Source organism: Flavobacterium aquidurense (assembly GCF_031458035.1).
In the GTDB taxonomy this organism is placed as follows: Bacteria; Bacteroidota; Bacteroidia; order Flavobacteriales; family Flavobacteriaceae; genus Flavobacterium; species Flavobacterium aquidurense_C.
Window position 1 is genome coordinate 342,667 of record NZ_JAVDXR010000005.1, and the last position, 21,220, is coordinate 363,886.

Annotated in this window: 22 protein-coding genes; 10 read left to right on the top strand and 12 right to left on the bottom strand. The window is 32.9% G+C overall.

From position 1 onward, the window contains the following. Positions 1-80 precede the first annotated feature (80 nt). Positions 81-425, bottom strand: a complete 345-nt coding sequence (locus J2X17_RS10660) for an ArsC/Spx/MgsR family protein (RefSeq protein ID WP_310297495.1) — start codon at positions 423-425, stop codon at positions 81-83. A gap of 113 nt (positions 426-538) precedes the next feature. Here J2X17_RS10660 and J2X17_RS10665 point away from each other — a divergent pair, with 113 nt between their 5' ends. Both J2X17_RS10665 and J2X17_RS10670 read left to right on the top strand, forming a co-directional pair. After that, complete coding sequence (locus J2X17_RS10665; protein ID WP_310297498.1) at positions 539-1,471, top strand: CPBP family intramembrane glutamic endopeptidase; 933 nt, start codon at positions 539-541, stop codon at positions 1,469-1,471. 6 nt (positions 1,472-1,477) lie between these two features. After that, complete coding sequence (locus tag J2X17_RS10670) at positions 1,478-2,518, top strand: AMP-binding protein (protein WP_310297501.1); 1,041 nt, start codon at positions 1,478-1,480, stop codon at positions 2,516-2,518. A gap of 100 nt (positions 2,519-2,618) precedes the next feature. Here the strand turns inward: J2X17_RS10670 and J2X17_RS10675 are convergent, their stop codons facing one another. The 3 genes from J2X17_RS10675 to J2X17_RS10685 form a co-directional block, all read right to left on the bottom strand. Next, complete coding sequence (locus tag J2X17_RS10675) at positions 2,619-3,833, bottom strand: RsmB/NOP family class I SAM-dependent RNA methyltransferase (protein WP_310297505.1); 1,215 nt, start codon at positions 3,831-3,833, stop codon at positions 2,619-2,621. A 147-nt stretch (positions 3,834-3,980) separates the two neighbouring features. Next, a complete protein-coding gene (locus J2X17_RS10680) occupies positions 3,981-5,954 on the bottom strand; it encodes a KUP/HAK/KT family potassium transporter (RefSeq protein WP_310297507.1) in 1,974 nt (657 codons plus the stop codon). 133 nt (positions 5,955-6,087) lie between these two features. Continuing rightward, positions 6,088-7,497 carry a hypothetical protein gene (locus tag J2X17_RS10685; RefSeq protein WP_310297510.1) on the bottom strand — a complete coding sequence of 470 codons (1,410 nt, stop codon included), beginning with the start codon at positions 7,495-7,497 and terminating at the stop codon, positions 6,088-6,090. Positions 7,498-7,618: 121 nt separating this feature from the next. On the opposite strand from J2X17_RS10685, the gene J2X17_RS10690 reads away from it, so the two are divergent. After that, entirely contained in the window at positions 7,619-8,680 is a 1,062-nt protein-coding gene (locus J2X17_RS10690) for a WD40/YVTN/BNR-like repeat-containing protein (RefSeq protein WP_310297512.1), read from the top strand. A gap of 83 nt (positions 8,681-8,763) precedes the next feature. On the opposite strand, the gene J2X17_RS10695 is transcribed toward J2X17_RS10690, so the two are convergent. From J2X17_RS10695 to J2X17_RS10715, 5 genes are all read right to left on the bottom strand, one after another. Continuing rightward, positions 8,764-9,222 carry a sensor of ECF-type sigma factor gene (locus J2X17_RS10695; protein WP_310297515.1) on the bottom strand — a complete coding sequence of 153 codons (459 nt, stop codon included), beginning with the start codon at positions 9,220-9,222 and terminating at the stop codon, positions 8,764-8,766. 18 nt (positions 9,223-9,240) lie between these two features. Next, entirely contained in the window at positions 9,241-9,654 is a 414-nt protein-coding gene (locus J2X17_RS10700; protein WP_310297517.1) for a hypothetical protein, read from the bottom strand. A 33-nt stretch (positions 9,655-9,687) separates the two neighbouring features. Beyond that, positions 9,688-10,230, bottom strand: a complete 543-nt coding sequence (locus J2X17_RS10705) for an RNA polymerase sigma factor (protein ID WP_310297519.1) — start codon at positions 10,228-10,230, stop codon at positions 9,688-9,690. A 100-nt stretch (positions 10,231-10,330) separates the two neighbouring features. Beyond that, on the bottom strand, positions 10,331-11,494 hold the full coding sequence (locus tag J2X17_RS10710; protein ID WP_310297523.1) for an SRPBCC family protein: 1,164 nt from the start codon (positions 11,492-11,494) through the stop codon (positions 10,331-10,333). A gap of 192 nt (positions 11,495-11,686) precedes the next feature. Beyond that, entirely contained in the window at positions 11,687-11,875 is a 189-nt protein-coding gene (locus tag J2X17_RS10715) for a hypothetical protein (protein WP_072972699.1), read from the bottom strand. A gap of 100 nt (positions 11,876-11,975) precedes the next feature. On the opposite strand from J2X17_RS10715, the gene J2X17_RS10720 reads away from it, so the two are divergent. Beyond that, positions 11,976-12,356, top strand: coding sequence for a pyrophosphohydrolase domain-containing protein (locus J2X17_RS10720; protein ID WP_310297527.1), 381 nt, complete (start codon positions 11,976-11,978; stop codon positions 12,354-12,356). Positions 12,357-12,612: 256 nt separating this feature from the next. Here J2X17_RS10720 and J2X17_RS10725 read toward each other — a convergent pair whose 3' ends face one another. Beyond that, complete coding sequence (locus J2X17_RS10725; RefSeq protein ID WP_310297530.1) at positions 12,613-13,683, bottom strand: branched-chain amino acid aminotransferase; 1,071 nt, start codon at positions 13,681-13,683, stop codon at positions 12,613-12,615. A gap of 306 nt (positions 13,684-13,989) precedes the next feature. On the opposite strand from J2X17_RS10725, the gene mnmC2 reads away from it, so the two are divergent. Continuing rightward, positions 13,990-14,655, top strand: a complete 666-nt coding sequence (mnmC2, locus tag J2X17_RS10730) for a tRNA (5-methylaminomethyl-2-thiouridine)(34)-methyltransferase MnmC2 (protein WP_310297533.1) — start codon at positions 13,990-13,992, stop codon at positions 14,653-14,655. Between the two features lie 166 nt (positions 14,656-14,821). Further along, the gene (locus J2X17_RS10735) at positions 14,822-15,019 is read left to right on the top strand and encodes a hypothetical protein (RefSeq protein WP_310297535.1); all 198 of its coding nucleotides are present in this window, start codon (positions 14,822-14,824) and stop codon (positions 15,017-15,019) included. Between the two features lie 32 nt (positions 15,020-15,051). On the opposite strand, the gene J2X17_RS10740 is transcribed toward J2X17_RS10735, so the two are convergent. Next, positions 15,052-15,993 carry a LysR substrate-binding domain-containing protein gene (locus tag J2X17_RS10740; protein ID WP_310297537.1) on the bottom strand — a complete coding sequence of 314 codons (942 nt, stop codon included), beginning with the start codon at positions 15,991-15,993 and terminating at the stop codon, positions 15,052-15,054. 109 nt (positions 15,994-16,102) lie between these two features. On the opposite strand from J2X17_RS10740, the gene J2X17_RS10745 reads away from it, so the two are divergent. The 4 genes from J2X17_RS10745 (at position 16,103) to can (ending at position 19,493) form a co-directional block, all read left to right on the top strand. Next, entirely contained in the window at positions 16,103-16,582 is a 480-nt protein-coding gene (locus tag J2X17_RS10745) for a Dps family protein (RefSeq protein ID WP_310297540.1), read from the top strand. Between the two features lie 133 nt (positions 16,583-16,715). Beyond that, positions 16,716-17,000, top strand: coding sequence for a hypothetical protein (locus J2X17_RS10750; protein ID WP_310297542.1), 285 nt, complete (start codon positions 16,716-16,718; stop codon positions 16,998-17,000). A gap of 81 nt (positions 17,001-17,081) precedes the next feature. After that, entirely contained in the window at positions 17,082-18,731 is a 1,650-nt protein-coding gene (locus J2X17_RS10755) for a SulP family inorganic anion transporter (RefSeq protein ID WP_310297544.1), read from the top strand. A gap of 126 nt (positions 18,732-18,857) precedes the next feature. Next, on the top strand, positions 18,858-19,493 hold the full coding sequence (can, locus tag J2X17_RS10760) for a carbonate dehydratase (RefSeq protein WP_310297546.1): 636 nt from the start codon (positions 18,858-18,860) through the stop codon (positions 19,491-19,493). A gap of 71 nt (positions 19,494-19,564) precedes the next feature. On the opposite strand, the gene J2X17_RS10765 is transcribed toward can, so the two are convergent. Next, positions 19,565-21,067, bottom strand: coding sequence for an MltF family protein (locus J2X17_RS10765; RefSeq protein ID WP_310297548.1), 1,503 nt, complete (start codon positions 21,065-21,067; stop codon positions 19,565-19,567). Positions 21,068-21,220 lie beyond the last annotated feature (153 nt).

A 21,220-nucleotide genomic window follows, 5' to 3' on the forward strand; every position in this document is an offset into this window, starting at 1 on the left:
TCATTTACTCTTAGACGGCAAATGTAGGTCTTGGTTTAATGAATAGAATCATAAAAAAATGTTAATTTGGTATTTTGTAATCAATCTAAAAAGGAAGCAACAAGGTCCAAATCCCTTCCAATTATAGCTTTTCCGTCTTTTATTACAATAGGACGTTCTATTAAAATCGGATTATCAGCCATCGCCTGAATGATTTCATCGTGAGTTAGTGTTTTTCCTTTGTAATTTTCAATCCATATTTTTTCTTTAACTCTTACAAGTTGAAGAGGCTGAAGGTTTAATTTGTCAAGTAATTTTTTTAAGTCTTCAAATGTTGGAACATCTGTTAAATAAGGAATAATTTCGAATTCGTGATTTGCTTGTTCCACAAAAGCAACGCAAGTTCTTGATTTTCCGCAACGAGGATTATGGTAAATTTGTATCATTTTGTTATATTTAATGAATTGTAAGATAGTTAATGCAGAAATAGGTATTTTAGCAACACCAAAAGTAAGATTTACTTATTAAAATCGAATTCTCATTTTTAAATATTTAAGTTATGTTTTTAGAACAAGGAATTAAACCTCAGAATAAATTTTGGCTATATCTTGTCGGGTCTGTTTTAATCATTATTGCATCGTTTATTGGGCAAATTCCTTTTTCTGTAGCCGTTTTATATTCTACTTTTAAAAGTAAAAAAGCTTTTCCGACGGATAATGCGGAGGTTATGAAAATTTTTGATCCAAATCTTACGCTTTTTTTGGTAATGATTTCTTTTGCTTTTGCTTTTATGGGGGTTTATTTTGTTGTGAAATATTTGCATAATCAAACACTTTTATCAGTTACAACATCCAGAAAAAAAGTAGATTGGAACCGTATTTTATTTTCTTTTTCCTTGTGGTCCTTCTTTTCTGTAATTAGTTTTTGGCTGGTTTATTTGAAGGCTCCTGAAAATTTTGTCTGGAATTTTAAATTAGTTCCTTTTTTAATTTTATTCTTGATAGGTGCTATATTGATACCAATACAAACCAGTACCGAAGAATATGTTTTTAGAGGATATTTAATGCAGGGATTTGCCAATTTAGCTCAAAACAAATGGTTTCCGCTGATAATGACCTCTCTAATATTTGGGTCAATGCACGTATTTAATCCCGAAGTAGCAAAAATGGGTTATATTATTATGATTTATTATATAGGAACCGGTCTGTTTTTAGGGATAATTACTCTTATGGACGAAGGTATTGAATTGGCAATAGGATTTCATGCCGCTAATAATTTAGTTGGTGCCTTATTAGTTACTTCAGATTGGACTGTCTTTCAGACTTATTCAATTTTTAGAGATATCTCTGAGCCATCAGCTGGGCTGGATGTTATTCTGCCTATTGTTGTGGTGTACCCCACTTTGCTTTTTATTTTTAGTAAAAAATACAATTGGAGTAATTGGAAGGAAAAATTAACAGGGAAAATTAATGTTTTAGAATCATCAAATTAAATTATTATGCTAGAGTTAACACATAAAAATGTTCACAACCACTTTAAGATAAATGGCTATCATTTAAGCGCTGCGGATTTGTGTCGTGTTGCGTATGATTATATAAAAGAAGGAGATGCAAATGAACAGGCGATAGGTGAATTTTTGTTGGATTGGTTTGATCATAAAGATTATATCGAAATGAAGACTTCAGGAACAACAGGGCTTCCTAAAGTAGTTAAATTAGAAAAACAGGCCATGATTCAATCGGCTTTGGCAACAGGAGATTTCTTTGGTTTGGAGCCGCGTGATAAAGCTTTGCTTTGTTTGCCTGTAAAATTTGTAGCCGGTAAAATGATGTTGGTAAGAAGCATAATTTTAGGTTTGGACTTAGATGTGGTGACACCAAGTACTGAGCCTCTGGCGTTAAATGAGACAAAATATGATTTTGTTGCCATGGTACCTTTACAGGTTCAGAATTCTATCGAAGCTTTAAAAAATGTAAAGAAACTCATAATTGGCGGTGCTAAAATGGATACCACGCTAGAAGCGAAACTGTTACCGTTACGTACTGAAATTTACGAAACTTATGGTATGACCGAAACTATTACTCATATTGCTGCGAAGAAATTGGGTGAAAAAGTTTTTACCGTTTTGCCAAATGTGAAAATTGCGACAGACGATCGCGGTTGTTTGGTTATTACCGTTCCTGCAATTTCGGAGGAGCCTATCGTAACAAATGATTTAGTTGAAATAATCAGAGAAAATCAGTTTATTTTTTTAGGACGAATTGATAATGTGATAAATAGTGGAGGCGTAAAACTCATTCCTGAGCAAATAGAAGCAAAGCTGATTGAGAAAATTAATTCGAGATTTTTTGTAACCGGAATTCCGGATGCTGTTTTAGGTGAGAAATTGATTTTAGTAATTGAAGGGGATAAGCAAGATTTTGAAGCAGGTTTTTTTGATGTTTTGGATAAATTCGAAAGGCCAAAAGAAATCGTTTTTGTTCCGAAGTTTAAAGAAAATGAAAACGGAAAGTTATTGCGTAAACCGAGTTTGCTTTAATACACCACAAATTACAAAAATAAAAAATTCCAAATCCCAATTTTAAAGTTGGAATTTGGAATTTTTTTATTGGAATTTAATTTTAATTTGGAATTTAAATTTAAGCTTTACGTTCTAATAATGCCATATAAAATCCATCGAAACCAGATTCTGAAGCCAGAATTTTACGGTCTTTTATAAATGTAAATTGCTTTCCGATTTCAGTTTTTAAGAATTTCTCTACTTGCTCCTGATTTTCTGATGGCAATACCGAACAAGTTGCGTAAACTAATTTTCCGCCAGGTTTTACAATTTTAGAATAGCTTTCTAAAACTTCACTCTGAACTTTACGGATATTGTCAATAAACTCAGGTTGTAATTTCCATTTCGCATCAGGATTTCTTTTTAAAACTCCTAAACCGCTACATGGTGCATCAATTAAAACACGGTCTGCTTTTTCGTGTAATTTTTTGATCACTTTTGTAGTGTCAATAATACGATATTCAATATTAAAAGCGCCATTTCTTTTGGCTCTTAATTTCAATTGTTTCAATTTGCTTTCATACAAATCCATTGCGATTAATTGTCCTTTGTTTTCCATCAAAGAAGCAATATGCAATGTTTTTCCTCCAGCTCCGGCGCAAGTATCCACAACGCGCATTCCTGGTTTTACATCAAGAAAACCTGCAACTAGTTGTGAGTTAGCATCCTGAACCTCAAAAAGTCCTTGTTTAAAAGCATCTGTTAAAAATACGTTTGCTCTTTCTTTCAAAACTAAAGCCTCAGGCTGATCTTTTAAATATTCTGTTTCAATATTTAAATCCATCAACGTATTTCTCAAGTTTTCCTTAGTTCCTTTAAGTGTATTAGTTCTTAAAATAACTTTTGCCGGCTGGTTTTGAGCTGTAATTTCTTTAGACCAAACTGCTTCGCCTAATTCTTTTACTCCTAATTCATCCATCCAATCCGGAATAGATTCTTTTAATGCTCTAACTTTTGAAAGTTCGTCAAAACGACCTTTTATTTTTCTCTCAGGAGTTCCTTCCAATTGTCTCCAATCCGGAATAGGATATCCTCTTAAAACTGCCCAAACTGCAAACATTCTCCATAAATTGTCTCTGTCAAAAGGTTCTTTAACTTCGGCAATTTCAGCGTATAATCTTTTCCAACGAACAATTTCGTATATCGTTTCAGCAACAAACTTCCTGTCAGAACTTCCCCAACGTTTGTCTTTTTTTAAGGCTCTTGCTACCACTTTGTCTGCATATTCTCCTTCATTGAAGATAGCATTCAAAGAATCGATGGTAGTATAAACTAAATTTCTGTGTAATCTCATTTTAATTATTTGAGTTGCAAAGGTACTATTAAATGATTGAAAGTTAAATTTTTAATTTTAATTGTTATTTTGACTTTCATTTAAAAAGAAAAAAAACACTCTGATAAAGTTTAAAAGAGTGTTTTTTGAATATGTTTTGGTAACAGTTTATTTTATAATTCGGGTTAATCCGATGTTTTCCGGAGCGTGAAGCACCATTGGGAATTTCTCTATTTTTACCGAACTACTATCTAAACCAAAAGCTCTTTCTTCAGATAAACTTAGTTTTTTAATGAAGAAATAAGAGTTCATAATGATATTTTCGTGCCATCTTAAATCGTTGTCATTTGATAAAAACTTCTCAGACAATACAAATTTGAAGTCACCAATAATATTGTTTTTGTTTAATGATTCGTAACGGCTGGTAATATCTACTTCGCCACGTTTTACCATATCGCGAATTACTTCTCTAAACATTAAATTGATTTTGGTAGGTTCTCTAAAGCCTAAATTAAAATCGATTCTGTAGATATCGTCCTTTGCGATTTCGGTAACTTTATATTGTGTTTTATAAGGCTCAGTAAGAATATTTACGTGTACAAACCAGTAAATGTCAGCTCTTTTAGGACGCTTTTGAAGAATCGAGTAAATCACTTTTTCCTCTAATTCGTCAACACGATTCGCATTTGTCATATAAACTAAATGCGTTGCGTATTTAGGAATAGATAAGTCTTCGCTCAACTCCATCAATACCTTCTTATAATCGTCAATCTTGATGATTTTAGTATAGCTTTTGTTGATTTTCTTAGCCAAATACCAAATTGTCATAATCGAAATAAGCATTATCGCGATGATTAAAGTAACGTAACCACCCTCGGCAAATTTTGTGATATTGGCAAAAAGGAAACTGAATTCTATTATCAAGTAAATCGTGATTAACGGAACCATGAAGTATAGTTTTACACGCTTCATGATTAAGTAATAGTTAAGCAAAATCGTTGTCATGATCATACACAAAATAATGGCAAGACCATAAGCATGCTCCATATTTCCTGATTTCTGAAAGTGCAAAACGATTCCAACACAACCAAAAAACAATAACCAGTTAATTGACGGAATATATAATTGACCTTTAACTTCAGTAGGATATTTGATTTTTACTTTAGGCCAGAAATTCAAACGCATAGCTTCATTTATCAATGTAAATGAACCACTAATAAGTGCCTGAGAAGCAATTACAGCTGCTAAAGTCGCTACTACAATTCCGAATGGTAAAAACCAGTGCGGCATGATAAGATAAAACGGATTTCCATTTTCACCTCCTAATTGTTGTAATGTATTTCCTTCGTGGTGAATTAAGTAAGCAGCCTGTCCAAAATAATTTAGGACCAAAGTCGTTTTTACAAAAATCCAGCTAATTCTGATGTTTTTTCGTCCGCAGTGTCCCATGTCTGAGTATAATGCTTCTGCTCCGGTAGTACATAAAAATACAAAACCTAAAACGAAGAAACCATCAGGGTGTATCGATAACAAATGATAAGCATAGTAAGGGTTAACGGCTTTGATAACCTCAGGATGATTCAATACTTGAATTGCTCCCAAACTTCCTAACATAGCAAACCAAATTAACATCATTGGCGCGAAAAATTTCCCAACTAGCTTAGTTCCAAATTGTTGTATGGTAAATAGTATGAATAAAATTCCGATTACGATATAAACAATGGTAGAAGTTTCCATTGTAGGATAGAATGCCCTGATTCCTTCTACTGCCGAAGAAATAGAAATAGGCGGGGTAATAATTCCGTCAGCAAGCAATGCACTACCTCCAATAATGGCGGGTACAATGAGCCACTGAATTTTGGTTTTTTTTACTAAAGCATATAAAGCAAAAATACCACCTTCGCCATGATTGTCAGCACTTAAGGTAATAAGAACGTATTTTATGGTAGTTTGTAATGTTAATGTCCAAAACACACATGAAATACCTCCTAAAACAATATCTGCATTAATAATGTGTTCACCAAGTATGGCTTTCATTACATACAACGGAGAGGTACCAATATCTCCATAAATAATTCCTAATGTGATTAATAAACCCCCAATAGACAACTTACTGTGTAAGTTTTTATGCGCTGCGCTCATGTATATTTTTATAAAAGACGGTTGCAAATTTACTGTTTTAAAACAAATTAGCGTCAATTAATAGTAAAAAGATAAAAAAAAGCACAATCGTTAAATTGTGCTTTTGCTTTTTATTGAAATCGGACGTCCTGAATTAAATTCTTCTATTCGCTCCACGAGATCCTGAATTACCTTCTCTTTGCGGTTGAGACCCTCTTGATTCTTGGCTAACTCTTGGTGTCTCAGATCTTTGTGCAGTTTGTGGTCTTGCCTCACTTGCTCTGTTTTCAGAATAGTTTCTAGGAGTTTCTTGTCTTGGAGTAGATGCTGTTCTGTTTGTATTCATTCTATTGCCTGAATTTTCTCTTGAGTTATTCATGTTGTTGTCAGAATAATTTCTTGGAGTATCAGTTCTTTGAGCAGGAGCAGTTCTGTTTGATCCCATTCTGTTGTCTGAATTCCCTCTTGAAGTATTCGTATTGTTTTCAGAATAATTTCTTGGAGTTTCAGTTCTTTGAACAGGTGCACTTCTGTTTTCGCTTATTCTGTTATCTGAATTTCCTCTTGAATTATTCATGTTGTTGTTGGAGTAATCACGTGTCGATTCTACTGTTCTTTGCGTGTTTTCAACTCTTGACGGCGTGTTTACTCTGGTTTGATTATCTTTTGATGAAACACGATTTGTATTATAATTGTTGTCAGAATTTGTTCTGTTTTCAGTATAATTTCTGTTAGTGTTTCTGTTTTCATTTCCAGATGGTCTTTCAGTATTAGATCTGTTGCTGTTGTAAACATTAGAGTTTCTGCTTGTTTCTCTGCTTGCAACACGTCTTTGATCAAGTTCGTATCTGTTATTTATATTGGCATGTCTTTGTGAAAAACCATAATTCGGATGCGCTTTTTCGTATCCATAAGTACGTCTTGATTCATATAAAACTGGAGCTCTGTAACTTCTTCTATAATTTACATAGTTGTAATGATTGTTTACATTTATACATACATTTATATTACTTCTGTATCTGTAAATTGGGTAAGGGCTCCATGCATAATAGTATGTTGGATAGTAATTCCAAGTCCAGGCAGAATAGTATGGTCTGTAATTTGTTACCCAAAATGAAGTATAAATTACCGGAGCTACACTGTAAACAGGTTCGTAAATGTAGTTGGCGCCGTATAAATAACTGTTACCAACGACCTGAACGCTTACTTTATTGTAATTATCACGTTCTACATCAATTGTAGCAATGTCCTGATAAACATCGCGATCAAGAACTGCCTGAATAATGACTACGTGTGTTCTGGATTCTACTGATTCGATTACACGAAGATAATCTACTTGATTATCACCATTTAAATCAAGATTTGATATTTGATATTTTGGATCATTTAAACGTCTTTCGAAATCCTGAAGATTCGCTGATTCTCCAAAAATAGAAGCAACGGCTCTCAAGTCTAAATTATCACTGATATCTGAATTTTTGGCGTAAACAGTAGTCTGGCTTTGTACGCCACAAGAACTTAAACCTATAGTTATTAGCGTGAAAAGAAGTAGTTTGGCTTTCATGGCAAAATGATATTAAGATTAATATTCTGAGATATCCAATTACTGTGCCAGAAAAAAGAACAAAAGCTATTTTATATGTTATAAATAATTGTATTTTAGCAACAACTAAATCTTAACCTATATGAAAAAAATACTATTGTTTTGTTGCGCATTTATTTTATTTATGTCTTTTAAAACATTGGGTGATAGTGATAAAATGGCGTTTTATGGTGGTTTTACTTCAATGCAGGTAGATACATTATTTCAGGATAAAATTAGCATTAGAGCTCTTTGTATCGATAAAAATAAGGTTTGGTATGGAGCAGATAATTCTCGCTTTGGATATTTAGATTTAGAAAAAAAGGAAAAATTTGAAGATCATATTTACCGTGATACCTTAAAATTAGAGTTCAGAAGTATCGCTCAAACTTCAGATAATGTTTTCTTATTAAGCGTGGGTAATCCGGCATTACTTTATTCTGTTTCTAAAAAGACAAATAAAGTAAAATTAGTTTATAAGGAAGTCAACCCAAAAGTTTTCTACGATAGTATGCAATTTTGGAATGATAAGGAAGGAATCGCTATTGGTGATCCTACGGAAGATACTTTTTCGATTATTATTACCCGTGATGGAGGAGAAAACTGGACAAAAGTATTGTCCGATAAATTACCTACCAATGCCCAGGGTGAAGCGGCTTTTGCAGCAAGTAATACAAATATTGTTATAAATGGTGATGATACCTGGTTGGTTTCAGGAGGAAAAAAATCACGTGTTTTTTATTCTCCGGACAAAGGAAAAACATGGAAAGTTATTGAAACTCCGATTGTTCAGGGAAAAGCAATGACTGGTATTTTTACAGCTGATTTTTATGATTCTAAGCATGGATTTATTGCAGGAGGTGATTACGATCAGCCAGGCAGAAAAAGAGATAATAAAGCTTTTACGTCAGATGGTGGAAAAACATGGCAATTAATAGGTCAGGATATGGGCTTTGGGTATGCTTCATGCGTACAATATGTACCGGGAGGAAACGGTAAAGAAATTGTGTGTGTTGGGTCTGAAGGAATTCAATACTCTCAAAACGGCGGTGAAAACTGGACGCAATTATCTACTGATACAAAACTTTTTACACTTCGTTTTGTAAATAGAAATACTGCAATTGCTGCAGGCCACAATAAAGTGGTGAGACTTCGCTTTAAGTAATCCAGTAAGATTTAAAATAATAAGCCCCCTAAATAATAAAGTAAGAATTATTATATAGGGGGCTTATCGCTGTTGTACCTTTATTATTTACCGGCTTTATCTCGATATTGTTTTAACAGTTTTCGGTTAAAATCATCCTCAGATTTTTTAAGTTTTAATATTTTCTTTGCAGAAAGTATCTTCTTAAGATTCGACATGTATTTCTCACGTAAAAGGTAAAGCTCTTTGTCTGTGCTTTCAATTTGAGCTAAAAGTGTTGCAGCTTCTTTTTCTGAAATTGAGTTGATATTGTCATCATTTAATCTACTCATATAAGCTTTCATTTTCTCATGACGCAATTCAAATTGCTTGTCATCAAAAGCATTGTAGATTGGCCAGAATTTCTCTGCTTCTGTCGAGGTCAGTTCAAGTTCTGTTGTTAAAAAAGAAACTTTGTATGCTTTAACTTTATCACGTTTTTCATCAAGATTTTTATCATTTTGGGCATAAAATGAAAAAGTGATTAAGAACATAAATAGCGGTAGTATTTTTTTGATTTTCATCTTTTTATGTTTTTGTTTTTATTCTGAAATTAAATTCTCAATATTAGGGTTTGAAGATAAAACATCTTCGAGTGTTTCTTGTTCAAGCGCAACGTTCTTGCCTAGTTTTTCAATGTCTTTAGTATCAAGTTCTTTTACCAGATCATATTGATTCAAATTCGACTGATAGGTTAAATAGGTTTCTAAAGTAGCCTCATCAAGTTCATTTGATGTTGCTTTGTAATTATTAACGACAGGAATCATTAAAGCAATTACAATTGCAGCAGCAGCTACAAGCGAAAGTACTTTTTTACGTCTGTAAATCGGAATTACTTTTACTTCTCTCTCGTTTATTTGTTGTAAAACTTTTGCCGATAAATCATCAAAATAATAATCCGGAGTTTTAAATCCAGTTTTTATTTTCGGCTCGTTTTCTAATTTAAATGCTTTCATAATGTCTATAAGATAGGTTTAGTTACAAAAGGTTTAATTTGACGTAACATATAATTCAATTTTTTTTACCGCATGATGATAAGAAGCTTTCAATGCACCGACTGAGGTTCCTAAAATTTCTGCAATTTCTTCGTATTTTAATTCTTCAAAATATTTCATTTTAAAGACTAGTTGTTGCTTTTCTGGCAATGTAATAATCGCTTTTTGAAGTTTAATCTGAATTTCATCTCCATCAAAATAAACATCTGCCTTCAAATTGTCGATGGTTTTATTTTGTAAATCTTCAGATGTGATTCCGTTTAATTTCGCTTTTTGGTTGAGGAAAGTCAGTGCTTCATTGGTAGCAATTCGGTACATCCAGGAAAAAAGTTTACTTTCTCCCTTGAAATTTTTTAAATACTGAAAAACTTTTACAAATGTATTTTGCAAAACATCGTCTGCATCATCATGATTCAAAACAATATTTCTAATGTGATTATACAAAGGTTTCTGATAATCGGACAAGAGTTTTTGAAACGCAGTATTTTGCGTTTTAGGATTTAATAACTGTTCTATAAATTCCTTCTCGTTTGTCAAGCTTTATCATTTATCTTGTTCCCTTTCAAAGTTAACAATTATAACTTTAAACTTATTAGATTGAATTTTAAAGCAAAGGTTTAACGAACCTTTATTTTTTTTAGAATTCCGACTGTTCTTCTTCAGTTGGTTTTGGATCTGGAGCCGGAACAGCAGGTTTTGCAGGATGTGTTGGTGTCTGTGTTGTTGGTGTTTCCGTCTCTGTTTGAGGTTGATAAACAGGAACTTTTGCAACCGGTATTACTTTAGGTTTAGTCGGGAAATAAATTTCCGTCATCAATTTCGATGGGCTTTTTGTATCTAATTTACTAATCGTAAGTATTTCAAGGTGCGACCAGCTTAAATCCGGAACGATTTTTTCATTATTGATATACGCAGTTGTTTTTGCAATTGCTTCGCTTGTATGTGTGTAATCTCCTTTAAGAGTTGTTTTTACGGCTTCGAAACCATTTAGTTTTCCTGCTGTAATATCACTTCCGGCACTTGTTGTAATTTCTTTATTTATAGGCAAGCAGATTGAAATTTTTGCCAATCCGTTAACTACATCGTAAGTATGATAAATAATAAAAGGTTTTCCGTTTGTGGATAAACCATTAGTTTCACTAAACTGAATAAGTTTCGGAATTACAATTCGGGCATTTTTATTTATCTTTTGAATTTCGCTTGTAAATGTTTGTTTAATATATGGTGTTTCAATTTTTTTAACCACGCCATTTACCTTGATAGCATAAGTTTTGGTCTCGTAATCAAGATTTTTGTCAATGTTGGCAAGACTTTTTTCGTAAATAGTTCCAATGATATTATCAGAGCCTCCATTTAAAGCGGTATAAATTTTAAACAAAAAGCTCATCGTTCCTTTAGCTTTCCAGGTCACTTTTGTTTTACCGGCCAAAGTATCTTTGAATGTCCAGTTGACATCAGCTTCAGTTCCGTCAAAATTCATTTTTTGCAGAATGCTTTCTCCTTCTTTTGTTTTGAGTGTTATTGCATTTCCTTTTCCATCAACACCTTCCCAATAAAATGATGCACCATTACCTGAAGTTTTGTTAGGGAAAGTCATTCTCATCGTAGGATCTTCAACGGACCAGGATTCAAAATCTTCATAATTTCTAAAATCATTAACGTAGTTGTAAACAGTCGTTCGGGATGAGTTGATAACTTTGCTTCTTTCTACAGAAAAAATCCCTTTTTGTGTAGCAACAAAAACGGTTAGCGCAACTAAGCTTAATAATAATAAAAGAAATAAATATTTTAAAATCTTCATTTGGTGTAGGTTGTTTGGTGTCGTAAAGTTATAAATTTTATTACTTGTCGCACGAATTGCAGAAAAAAATAAAACTATACTTTTAAATTGGTTTACAAGTTAAAAACAAGTTCAAACAGAACGATTGTGTTGAAGTTTAATTGTTAATCTTCAACATATATTTTATTTTAAATATAGAAAATAATTCTGGAATTACCTTTTAAAAAAGAATTTGATAACAAATAAGATGGCAATAAACAATAGAAAAACGATCAGGACTTTGTAATTTCCTTTGTAGAAAATTTTGTGTAATGCAAGATCTTTTCGATAAGCAAATATCATAACGATTACAAAGGCGATGAAAAAACAGACTGCGAATATTAATTGTCCCTGACTAAACATAGTTTAAAATTATTTTTGACAAATTTAGAGAATTGTATATGAATAGTTGCTAATTTGGTATTTCATTTCATTAAATATAAAAAACAAATAGTATCATAATATGAAAAAACAACTGGATGCAGTTAAAGAATTTCACACTGCTTTTAAAATAGGACATAGCGAAACGCCAATTGCCGATGTAGGCGAAACGAAAAAGTATCTTCGTTATAATTTAATGAAAGAAGAAAATGAAGAATATCTTGATGCTGTTCAGAATAATGACTTAGTCGAAATTGCAGATGCACTTGGAGATATGATGTATATTTTGTGCGGAACAATCATCGAACATGGTTTGCAGGATAAAATTGAAGCTGTTTTTGATGAAATTCAGCGCAGCAATATGAGTAAATTAGGAGAAGACGGACAACCGATTTATCGTGAAGACGGAAAAGTAATGAAAGGCCCTAATTATTTTAAACCTGATTTTTCTAAGCTTTTATAAAGAAGATTAACCGCAAAGAACGCTAAGTTTTTTTTATTGAGTTCCTGGTAAAAAAACAAAGTTCGCAAAGCTTTGTGTCATTTTTGTCATTTCGACGGAGGAGAAATCCTCGCAAGTAACTCCGTCCCTGAAAGTCGCCAATCTTTGTCGAGCTTCTCACGAGGATTTCTCCTTCGTCGAAATGACAAGATTGTGAAAAAATAAAACCCGACAGCTTTTAAGCTGTCGGGTTTTTGTATTTAATATCCTTTTTTGACTATTGAACTTTAACCGTCCATCCAAAAGTATCTTCAGAAAGTTTATTTTGAAGACTTGTAAGCTTTTCTTTTAAAAGAGAGGCATATGAATTTTCAATCGGAGTCATTTCATAATAAACATCCTGATAAGAGAATCCTTTGATTACGCTGATAACCGCAGCAGTTCCAGCTCCAAAAATTTCTTTTAATGATCCGTTTTTAGCCGCTTCAACTAATTCTGATACAAGAACAGGACGAACTTCTACATTCAATCCTTCCTTTTCAGCCATAGCAATTAAACTTTTTCTGGTAATACCGTCTAAAATTCTTTCGCTTGTTGGTGCAGTCATTAAAGTATCGTTAATTCTGAAGAAAACATTCATTGTTCCTGCTTCCTCCAGTTTTGTATGTGTTGCATCATCTGTCCAGATTACTTGTTGAAAGCCATCTTTATTTGCAAGGTTTGTTGGATAAAACTGTGCAGCATAATTTCCTGCAGCTTTTGCGGCTCCAATTCCACCATTTGCAGCTCTACTATAGTGTTCAGCAATAATTACTTTTACTTCGCCTCCATAATATGATTTTGCAGGAGAAAGTAAAATCATGAATTTATATTCGTCAGATGGATTTGCAATAACACCAGGTCCTGTTGCAATCATAAAAGGACGAATGTACATGCTGCTTCCGTTTCCTCTCTGGATCCATTCCTGATCGATTTTTAATAATTCATTTAAACCATCCATAAAAATAGCTTCCGGAACTTCTGGCATTGCCATACGTACAGCTGAATTATTAAAACGCTTGTAGTTTTCATCAGGTCTAAACAACCAAACATCATTATTTTCATCTTTATAAGCTTTCATTCCTTCAAAAATTGCCTGACCATAATGAAAGACTTTTGAAGAAGGATCCATTAAAATAGGAGCATACGGCTTAATGACAGGAGCTTGCCATTCCCCATTTTTAAAATCACATTCGAATAAATGGTCTGTAAAAACAGCACCGAAGCTTAAGTTTTCAAAGTCTACTGCGCTTATTTTTGACGAAGTAGCTTTTCTGATTTCAATTTTGCTTGTTTGAGTTGTACTCATAATTATGTAAGTTTTATGTAATTTTCATCGCAAGAAAAAAAAACTAAAGCGATGATTTGGTGTAAAATAGATTTTATTAAATGCAAAATTAAGTAAAAATATATAATTTCCTTACTAAAACTGCATTAATTACCGTGTTTAACTGAGATTTATTTATCTTATAATAAACCTAAAAAATTAACTGACTTTTATAAAGAATTTATGAAAAAAGTGGCGTTTTTTAAGGCTTTACGCATTTGTTTTGACTAAATTTGGCTTGCAAAATAGTCTGGAAATCAGTAAATCCAGATTGTAAATATCGAAAAAGTGAAAAGGGAAATAATTAAAACGCTAGATGGTTCAACGACAATTCGTTTGGAAGAATGGGATGAATGTTATCATTCTAAACACGGTGCAATTCAGGAGGCAAAACATGTTTTTATAAAAAACGGACTTTCATTGTTTGAAAATAATCCTGTTAGTATTCTAGAAATTGGTTTTGGTACTGGTTTAAATGCTTTCATTACTTTTTTAGAAGCAACTCAAAAACAACAAAAAATTGATTACGTTGGAGTAGAAGCATATCCGGTTGAGGCTGATGAAGTGCTGGCAATGAATTATGTCAAGGAACTTGATGCATTGGAATTTGAAAATATTTTCGAAAAAATGCATAAATGTGAATGGAATAGTAAAACCGAAATTAGCAATGAATTTTTATTAACTAAAAGAAAACAATTTTTTGACGAAATAGACGATTTTGAAACTTTTGATTTGATTTACTTTGATGCTTTCGGATACCGTGTGCAACCGGAGCTATGGAGTACGGAAATTTTTCAGAAAATGTATAATAGTTTAAAACCAAATGGCATTTTGGTAACATATGCTGCCCGGGGCGTTGTGAAAAGAAGTATGATTTCTGTAGGATTTACCGTTGAAAAATTAGCAGGCCCTCCAGGAAAACGTGAGATGTTTAGAGCGTTTAAAAAGCTATAAATCGCCTATTTATAATAGTTCCACATTGATTTATGTGTATTAAGAAAACGGTTTCGTTATTAAAATTTTGAAAAAAATAAGTTAAAAATACTCGTTATGTGTCATATTTGTTTAAATTTGGTGCGAGTTTAAAAATAAAGATAAACCCCCATAATCTTATTTTATTATGTCAAAAATGATGTTTGATTACACGAAATCAATACTTGAGAGAGTTAGTTTCGATCCGATACTTTTCTGCAAAGAGGTAGAAAAAGCTATCAAAACACTGTTACCGTATGAAATGGAGCAATTGAAAGAATGGTTATTAAATTTCATTATTGAAAAACCAGAATTAAAAGAAAGTTTACTGCTAATTAAAGTATAAAAAAAGGAGCCAAATTGGCTCCTTTTTTATTGCTATTTCTTTTGCAGCGGACTAATGATTTGAACATTCTGAAAAACGATTGCTCCTTTTACAACTCCGGCAATTGTGGATCGAAGCGCGTCAATGATTTGCATTTTTAATTCGCTCTTTGGGTAAATTAAACTAACCTCACGGGCAGGTTTTGGTTCCTTAAAATTACGTAGTTTCAGTTTATCGGAATCTTTTAAATCCATGGTGTGCAGGTACGGTAGTAACGTAGTGCCCAAGCCTTCGTCGGCCAATTTTATCAGCGTTTCAAAACTTCCGCTTTGAATCTGAAAATTGTTTTGTTCGACATCAGTTCCGTTTTTGCATAAATTCAAGATACCATCTCTAAAGCAATGCCCGTCTTGCAAAAGCAAAATCTCGTTGATATTTAAATCGGCTACCTCAATTTCTTCTTTCTGAAAATTGGCATGATGCTCCGGTATATAAGCAACAAATGGTTCAAAATACAAAACAATCTCTTTTATCTTTTCGTCTTCAAGCGGTGTTGCGGCAATTGCTGCATCAAGATGACCATTTTTAAGTTTAACGATTATTTCGTCAGTATTTAATTCCTCGATTAACAGTTTTACTTTTGGGTATTTTTTGATGAAATTGCTTAAGAACATTGGTAAAAGTGTTGGCATAATCGTCGGAATAATTCCTAAACGAAATTCGCCGCCAATAAAACCTTTTTGTTGTTCCACAATATCCTTAATTCTATCGGCTTCGTTTACAATGTTTTTTGCCTGATTGACAATTTTTTGACCGATGTCCGTAAGTTGAATAGGTTTTTTGCTTCTGTCAAAAATTAGAATATTAAGTTCTTCTTCAATTTTCTGAATCTGCATGCTTAAAGTAGGTTGCGTCACAAAACATTTTTCGGCAGCAAGTGTAAAGTTTTTGTGTTCTGCAACTGCTAACACATATTGTAATTGAGTTATAGTCATTTTGATAGTAAATTTTGATACAAAAATAAGAAAATATAATTTTTTTTTATAACTTTTTTAGAGAACTTCCTTTAAATTTGTAGTAACTTACTGTAAAAATAATAATAACATGAAAACGAATATTTTAGGATTACCTGTAAAAGAGTCAGAATTATTAGTAAAAGAGTTAAATGTCTTATTGTCTAATTTTCAGGTTTATTATCAAAACTTAAGAGGGATACATTGGAATATTAGAGGAAAACGTTTCTTTGATTTGCATGTAAAATTTGAAGAATTATATACCGATGCTCAATTGAAAATCGATATGATAGCCGAAAGAGTTTTAACTATTGGAGGAACGCCATTGCATACTTTTGAGGATTACATTAAAAACAACAAATTAACTGTTGGGAAAAATATCTCAAATGATGAAAAAGCAGTTCATTTGATTGTTAATTCTTTGTCGGATTTGCTTAAAATCGAAAGAGAAATTTTGAATAAGTCTGCTGAAATCAATGATGAAGGAACAAATTCTATGATGAGCGACTTCATCGCGGAGCAGGAAAAAACTATCTGGATGATGAATGCATGGCTTGAAGAAGAGCTGTAACGTGTTGTTTATAAATAATTTAAAAGCAGAATATTTTCGTTGAAATATTCTGCTTTTTTTGTGAATGTTAAATTTCTATAAAAATTTTTGCTTCGCGCTTTGATTTTGTTTGTTTAACGCTATTTTTGCCACAATGAAATTAGTCGCTCGCATATTATTATTCATATTTATTGCTTTCTTAGCAACGCCAACAGTTGTGACGTTGATGAAGAAAAGTAATGATACGTCTATGTTCTTCAGTTTTTCTGAAGAGGAGCATTCACACAAAGAACTTAAGGCTGCTGTTTATCCAGCAATACTTCAACATGAAGTTATAATGCCAGTTTATATTGAAAAAAAGACAATAGTGTCTGAAAATATTGTAAAACTAGACAATATTTCTCCAAGCATATTTGCACCACCTCCTAACTTGGCATAATACTTCCGATTATTTTGAACTGAACTGCGCTTGAATTAAGTGTGGTTAATCTTTAATGAATAATTTTTTTAGTATTGTATTATGACAAAAAAAATCAATCTTTTTGCCAACCTTAAGTCTGATTTTGCTTCAGGTTTAGTGGTTTTCTTGGTGGCTCTCCCATTGTGTTTAGGTATTGCAATGGCTTCAGGAGCACCTTTATTTTCTGGAATTATCGCAGGTGTTATAGGTGGTATTGTGGTGGGGTATTTAAGCCAGTCACATATTAGTGTATCTGGTCCTGCGGCTGGTTTGACAGCTATTATTTTGACCGCCATAACTGATTTTGGTGCCTTCGATGTGTTTTTAATGTCTGTTTTTATTGCTGGATTAATTCAATTAGCATTAGGATTTTTAAAAGCAGGAAGTATTTCAAATTATTTTCCAACCAATGTAATCGAAGGGATGCTGGCGGGTATCGGGATAATTATCATCTTAAAACAATTGCCACACGCGTTTGGTTACGATGCCGATTTTGAAGGAGACCAGGCTTTTATTCAGAATGATGGAAGCAATTCATTTTCATTTTTATTCGATGTAATTAACCATATTCAATTAGGAGCAGTAGTAATTTCGTTAGTTTCGTTAATAATATTAATTTCATGGGATAAAGTTTCTTTTTTAAAGAAATTAAAATTAGTTCCCGGAGCACTTGTTGCTGTTATTGCTGGGATTGTTTTAAATCAAGTTTTTATTTCTACAGGTAGCTCATTGGAAATTGCAAAAGAACATTTGGTTTCTTTGCCAGTTCCAAAATCTTTTGATGAATTTAAATCAATTCTTATCACGCCAAATTTTGCAGCAGTTACAAATCCTCAGGTTTGGGTGGTAGCGATAACAATTGCCATTGTTGCTTCTATTGAGACGTTATTGTGTATAGAGGCTGCAGACAGAATGGATGTTCAGAAGCGTTATACCAATACGAACGTTGAACTAAAAGCTCAGGGAATTGGTAATATTGTAAGTTCTCTTTTAGGTGGTTTACCAATGACATCTGTTGTGGTAAGATCATCTGCAAATAATAATGCAGGAGCAAAATCTAAAATGTCGGCAATAATTCACGGTGTACTTTTATTGGTCAGTGTTTTGAGTATTCCGGCGATATTAAATAAAATTCCGTTAGCTACTTTAGCTACCGTTTTAATCTTAGTTGGATATAAATTAGCTAAACCGGCAACATTCTTTCATTTCTGGGAAAAAGGAAAATATCAGTTTGTGCCTTTTATTGCAACTTTAGTGTTTGTAGTAGCTACAGATTTACTTAAAGGAGTAGCTTTAGGAATTATCATCAGTATTATTTTTGTTTTGAGAGGAAACTTAAAGAGGGCTTATATTTTCAAAAAAGAAGAATATGAAGATGGAGATGTTATTCATATTGATCTGGCACAGGAAGTTTCATTTTTGAACAAAGCAGCCATCAAACAAACGTTGAGTGAAATTCCTGAAAATTCAAAAGTGATTATCAATGCACATGATACGGAGTATATTGCGCATGATGTGCTGGATTTAATTCGTGAGTTTAAAGAAACACGTGCCGTTGATCAAAATATCAAAGTGAAACTGAAAGGTTTTAAAAAGGCATACGAGCTGGAAAATACTCCGGAAATCAATAATCACGTTTCTATCGAGCATTATTATGATGTTGCGAAGCGCGTATTGGTGAAAAAAGAAGTTACAAAAGAAGATTTTTAAACAAATTAAATAAATTAAGGTGTTTTTAAAGCGTGTGAAGTATCAAAATTTGGGTAATTTTACATAAGTTCTTATATGATACGTTTAATCACGTAAAAATACTATTCAAAAAAAATATACATAATAATGAAAGATTTTTATAAACAGATATTAGACAATAACAAAGAATGGGTTGAGAAATCATTAGCATTAGACCCAAATTATTTTGCAGATTTAGCTAAAGGTCAAACGCCGCCATTGTTATGGATTGGATGTTCTGACAGTCGTGTTCCTGCAAATGAAATTATTGGTGCAAAACCGGGAGAGGTTTTTGTACACCGTAATATCGCCAACATGGTAATTCACTCAGATATGAATATGCTGAGCGTTTTAGATTATGCTGTAAATGTTCTAAAAGTAAAACACGTTATTGTTTGCGGACATTATGGTTGTGGTGGTGTAAAAGCGGCTATGGGGAATCAGTCTATTGGAATTATTGATAACTGGATTCGTCATATTAAAGATGTTTATCGTCTGCATGATCGCTACTTAGATTCAATTCAGGATGAGACACAGCGTTTTAATACGTTTGTTGAAATCAATGCAAAAGAACAAGTATTTGATTTAGCAAAAACATCCATTGTACAGGGTGCCTGGAAAAATGGTCAGGATTTAACGCTTCACGGTTGGGTTTACGGTTTAAACTCTGGTTTTGTAACCGATCTGAATGTTAATATTAGTTCGAATGATGAACTGGATGAAGTTTATCAATTGAAATTATAACAATAAAAAATCGCCTCAAAAGGGCGATTTTTTTTGGGATAAATTTTTTCTTGACTTCCCAACATCTAATACTAAGGTCTTAGTTTTTTACCACGTTGTTCTGCATAATAATCCAATGCCCTGTAAGAAGCATAAAACTTATAGATGTTACTCACATACTGAACTGTTTCTTGTCCAATCTCTTTGGCTGCGATGAGTTCAACATTATCAAACCACAGATTTGGATTCAATCCTTTAGATTTTGCTATTTCGCGTAATTGTGCTACCCGGGATGGGCCTGCATTATAGGCTGCCAAAGCAAGTAAGTGACGGTTTAATTCATCAATATCAGGATTACTAAAATACCGATCAATTAAAAAGCGCATATATTTGACACCAGCGTGTACATTATTATCTATTTTATTGATATTTCTGATGTAAAATGGTTTACTGGCTGCGGTGGTGGGTAAAACCTGCATAATCCCTACAGCACCCTTATTGCTCACAAGTGCCTGATTCAAACCTGATTCCTGATAACCCTGTGCGATCAAAAGAAGCCAGTCAAGCTGATATCGGTCGGCATATTTCAAGAACGGAGCTTTAAGTACATTCACTTGTGAGAAGGTTTTTGTAGTGTATATTTGAGGTAAAAGATTCGCATTTTTTACATATTTATTGTAAAGCGTATTACCTATCAACGTTCCTTTTGAATTTTTTTCTAAAAACGTATCTACGGCGGCTTTTAATTTTGGTGAGTTTTTTCTAAAAACTATACCGTAGGAAATATTTCGGGCTAGTGGAATTTTATTATACAAGACTAGATTTGGCATTACCTTCGACCATAGTTCGGCAATATCTTCAACCATTGCTGAAAATGGAATAACACCTGAGTGTACCATTTCGAGTACATCTTCTGTTTCTAAATATGGATCCAGGGTTTTAATAATGATCGGCTTCAAGCCTTTATTTTTTAATGAATCATTTAATTTTAAGGCGGCAGATTCATAGCTGCTGCCCTCGCGGAGATAAATTTCCTTGCCAGAAAGATCTGCGAGTGAATTGAGTTTTGGCGATTTCGGGCCACCTACCACAATCTCTTTGAGTCCGGTAATGGATGGAATAGAAAAATCCACCTTTTTTTTTCTTTCCTCTGTAATGGTCATACCAGCGTATGCGAAATCAGCATAACCTTCCTGAAGAAGAGGTATAATCTGACTGCGATTTACGGGGATAAATATTATCCTTACTTGATTAGGCTTTAAGTGTAATTGTTTATTGAGTGAATTTTCAAAAAGAGTTAAAACTTCGAAAGCTACACCACTTCTCTTATTTATATTTATTGCGTAGTAAAAATGGGTATAGGGCACCAAAACGCGTATTCTTCTACGCTGAACCATACTGTCTAGATCACCAAACTGTACTTTTCCTAAGCCTAGAAATTCATTCTCAGAATTAAAATTATACCAGGTCGTATCCACCTTAGTGACTATGCTTGTAGAATCTGAAGCACCGTCTGTTTTTTCTTTTTCATTTCTACAGGATGCGCAACTCAAGGAGATAATCAAAAAGCTCAATATTACTCTTATTTTATGCATCTTTTTTGTGTTTAATATAAATTAAAGTTACGTAAAATAATCTGATTGTCAGTGATTTGATAAAATGTTTAAATAATGTATTTCAGTTTTTAGTAAAAAGCGTATGTATTTCATAGTGTAAAAAAAAAGGAGCTTCAAGTTCTATTGAAGCTC

What these genes read in the sequence shown, in the direction of transcription:
- J2X17_RS10745 (WP_310297540.1), top strand. Translation starts at nt 16,103, where the DNA reads ATGAAAACGAATATTTTAGGATTACCTGTAAAAGAGTCAGAATTATTA.
- J2X17_RS10715 (WP_072972699.1), bottom strand. Translation starts at nt 11,875, where the DNA reads ATGTTTAGTCAGGGACAATTAATATTCGCAGTCTGTTTTTTCATCGCC.
- J2X17_RS10695 (WP_310297515.1), bottom strand. Translation starts at nt 9,222, where the DNA reads ATGAAAATCAAAAAAATACTACCGCTATTTATGTTCTTAATCACTTTT.
- J2X17_RS10665 (WP_310297498.1), top strand. Translation starts at nt 539, where the DNA reads ATGTTTTTAGAACAAGGAATTAAACCTCAGAATAAATTTTGGCTATAT.
- J2X17_RS10725 (WP_310297530.1), bottom strand. Translation starts at nt 13,683, where the DNA reads ATGAGTACAACTCAAACAAGCAAAATTGAAATCAGAAAAGCTACTTCG.
- J2X17_RS10720 (WP_310297527.1), top strand. Translation starts at nt 11,976, where the DNA reads ATGAAAAAACAACTGGATGCAGTTAAAGAATTTCACACTGCTTTTAAA.
- J2X17_RS10700 (WP_310297517.1), bottom strand. Translation starts at nt 9,654, where the DNA reads ATGAAAGCATTTAAATTAGAAAACGAGCCGAAAATAAAAACTGGATTT.
- J2X17_RS10670 (WP_310297501.1), top strand. Translation starts at nt 1,478, where the DNA reads ATGCTAGAGTTAACACATAAAAATGTTCACAACCACTTTAAGATAAAT.
- J2X17_RS10735 (WP_310297535.1), top strand. Translation starts at nt 14,822, where the DNA reads ATGTCAAAAATGATGTTTGATTACACGAAATCAATACTTGAGAGAGTT.
- J2X17_RS10710 (WP_310297523.1), bottom strand. Translation starts at nt 11,494, where the DNA reads ATGAAGATTTTAAAATATTTATTTCTTTTATTATTATTAAGCTTAGTT.
- J2X17_RS10680 (WP_310297507.1), bottom strand. Translation starts at nt 5,954, where the DNA reads ATGAGCGCAGCGCATAAAAACTTACACAGTAAGTTGTCTATTGGGGGT.
- J2X17_RS10765 (WP_310297548.1), bottom strand. Translation starts at nt 21,067, where the DNA reads ATGCATAAAATAAGAGTAATATTGAGCTTTTTGATTATCTCCTTGAGT.
- can (WP_310297546.1), top strand. Translation starts at nt 18,858, where the DNA reads ATGAAAGATTTTTATAAACAGATATTAGACAATAACAAAGAATGGGTT.
- J2X17_RS10685 (WP_310297510.1), bottom strand. Translation starts at nt 7,497, where the DNA reads ATGAAAGCCAAACTACTTCTTTTCACGCTAATAACTATAGGTTTAAGT.
- J2X17_RS10750 (WP_310297542.1), top strand. Translation starts at nt 16,716, where the DNA reads ATGAAATTAGTCGCTCGCATATTATTATTCATATTTATTGCTTTCTTA.
- J2X17_RS10755 (WP_310297544.1), top strand. Translation starts at nt 17,082, where the DNA reads ATGACAAAAAAAATCAATCTTTTTGCCAACCTTAAGTCTGATTTTGCT.
- J2X17_RS10660 (WP_310297495.1), bottom strand. Translation starts at nt 425, where the DNA reads ATGATACAAATTTACCATAATCCTCGTTGCGGAAAATCAAGAACTTGC.
- J2X17_RS10740 (WP_310297537.1), bottom strand. Translation starts at nt 15,993, where the DNA reads ATGACTATAACTCAATTACAATATGTGTTAGCAGTTGCAGAACACAAA.
- J2X17_RS10675 (WP_310297505.1), bottom strand. Translation starts at nt 3,833, where the DNA reads ATGAGATTACACAGAAATTTAGTTTATACTACCATCGATTCTTTGAAT.
- J2X17_RS10690 (WP_310297512.1), top strand. Translation starts at nt 7,619, where the DNA reads ATGAAAAAAATACTATTGTTTTGTTGCGCATTTATTTTATTTATGTCT.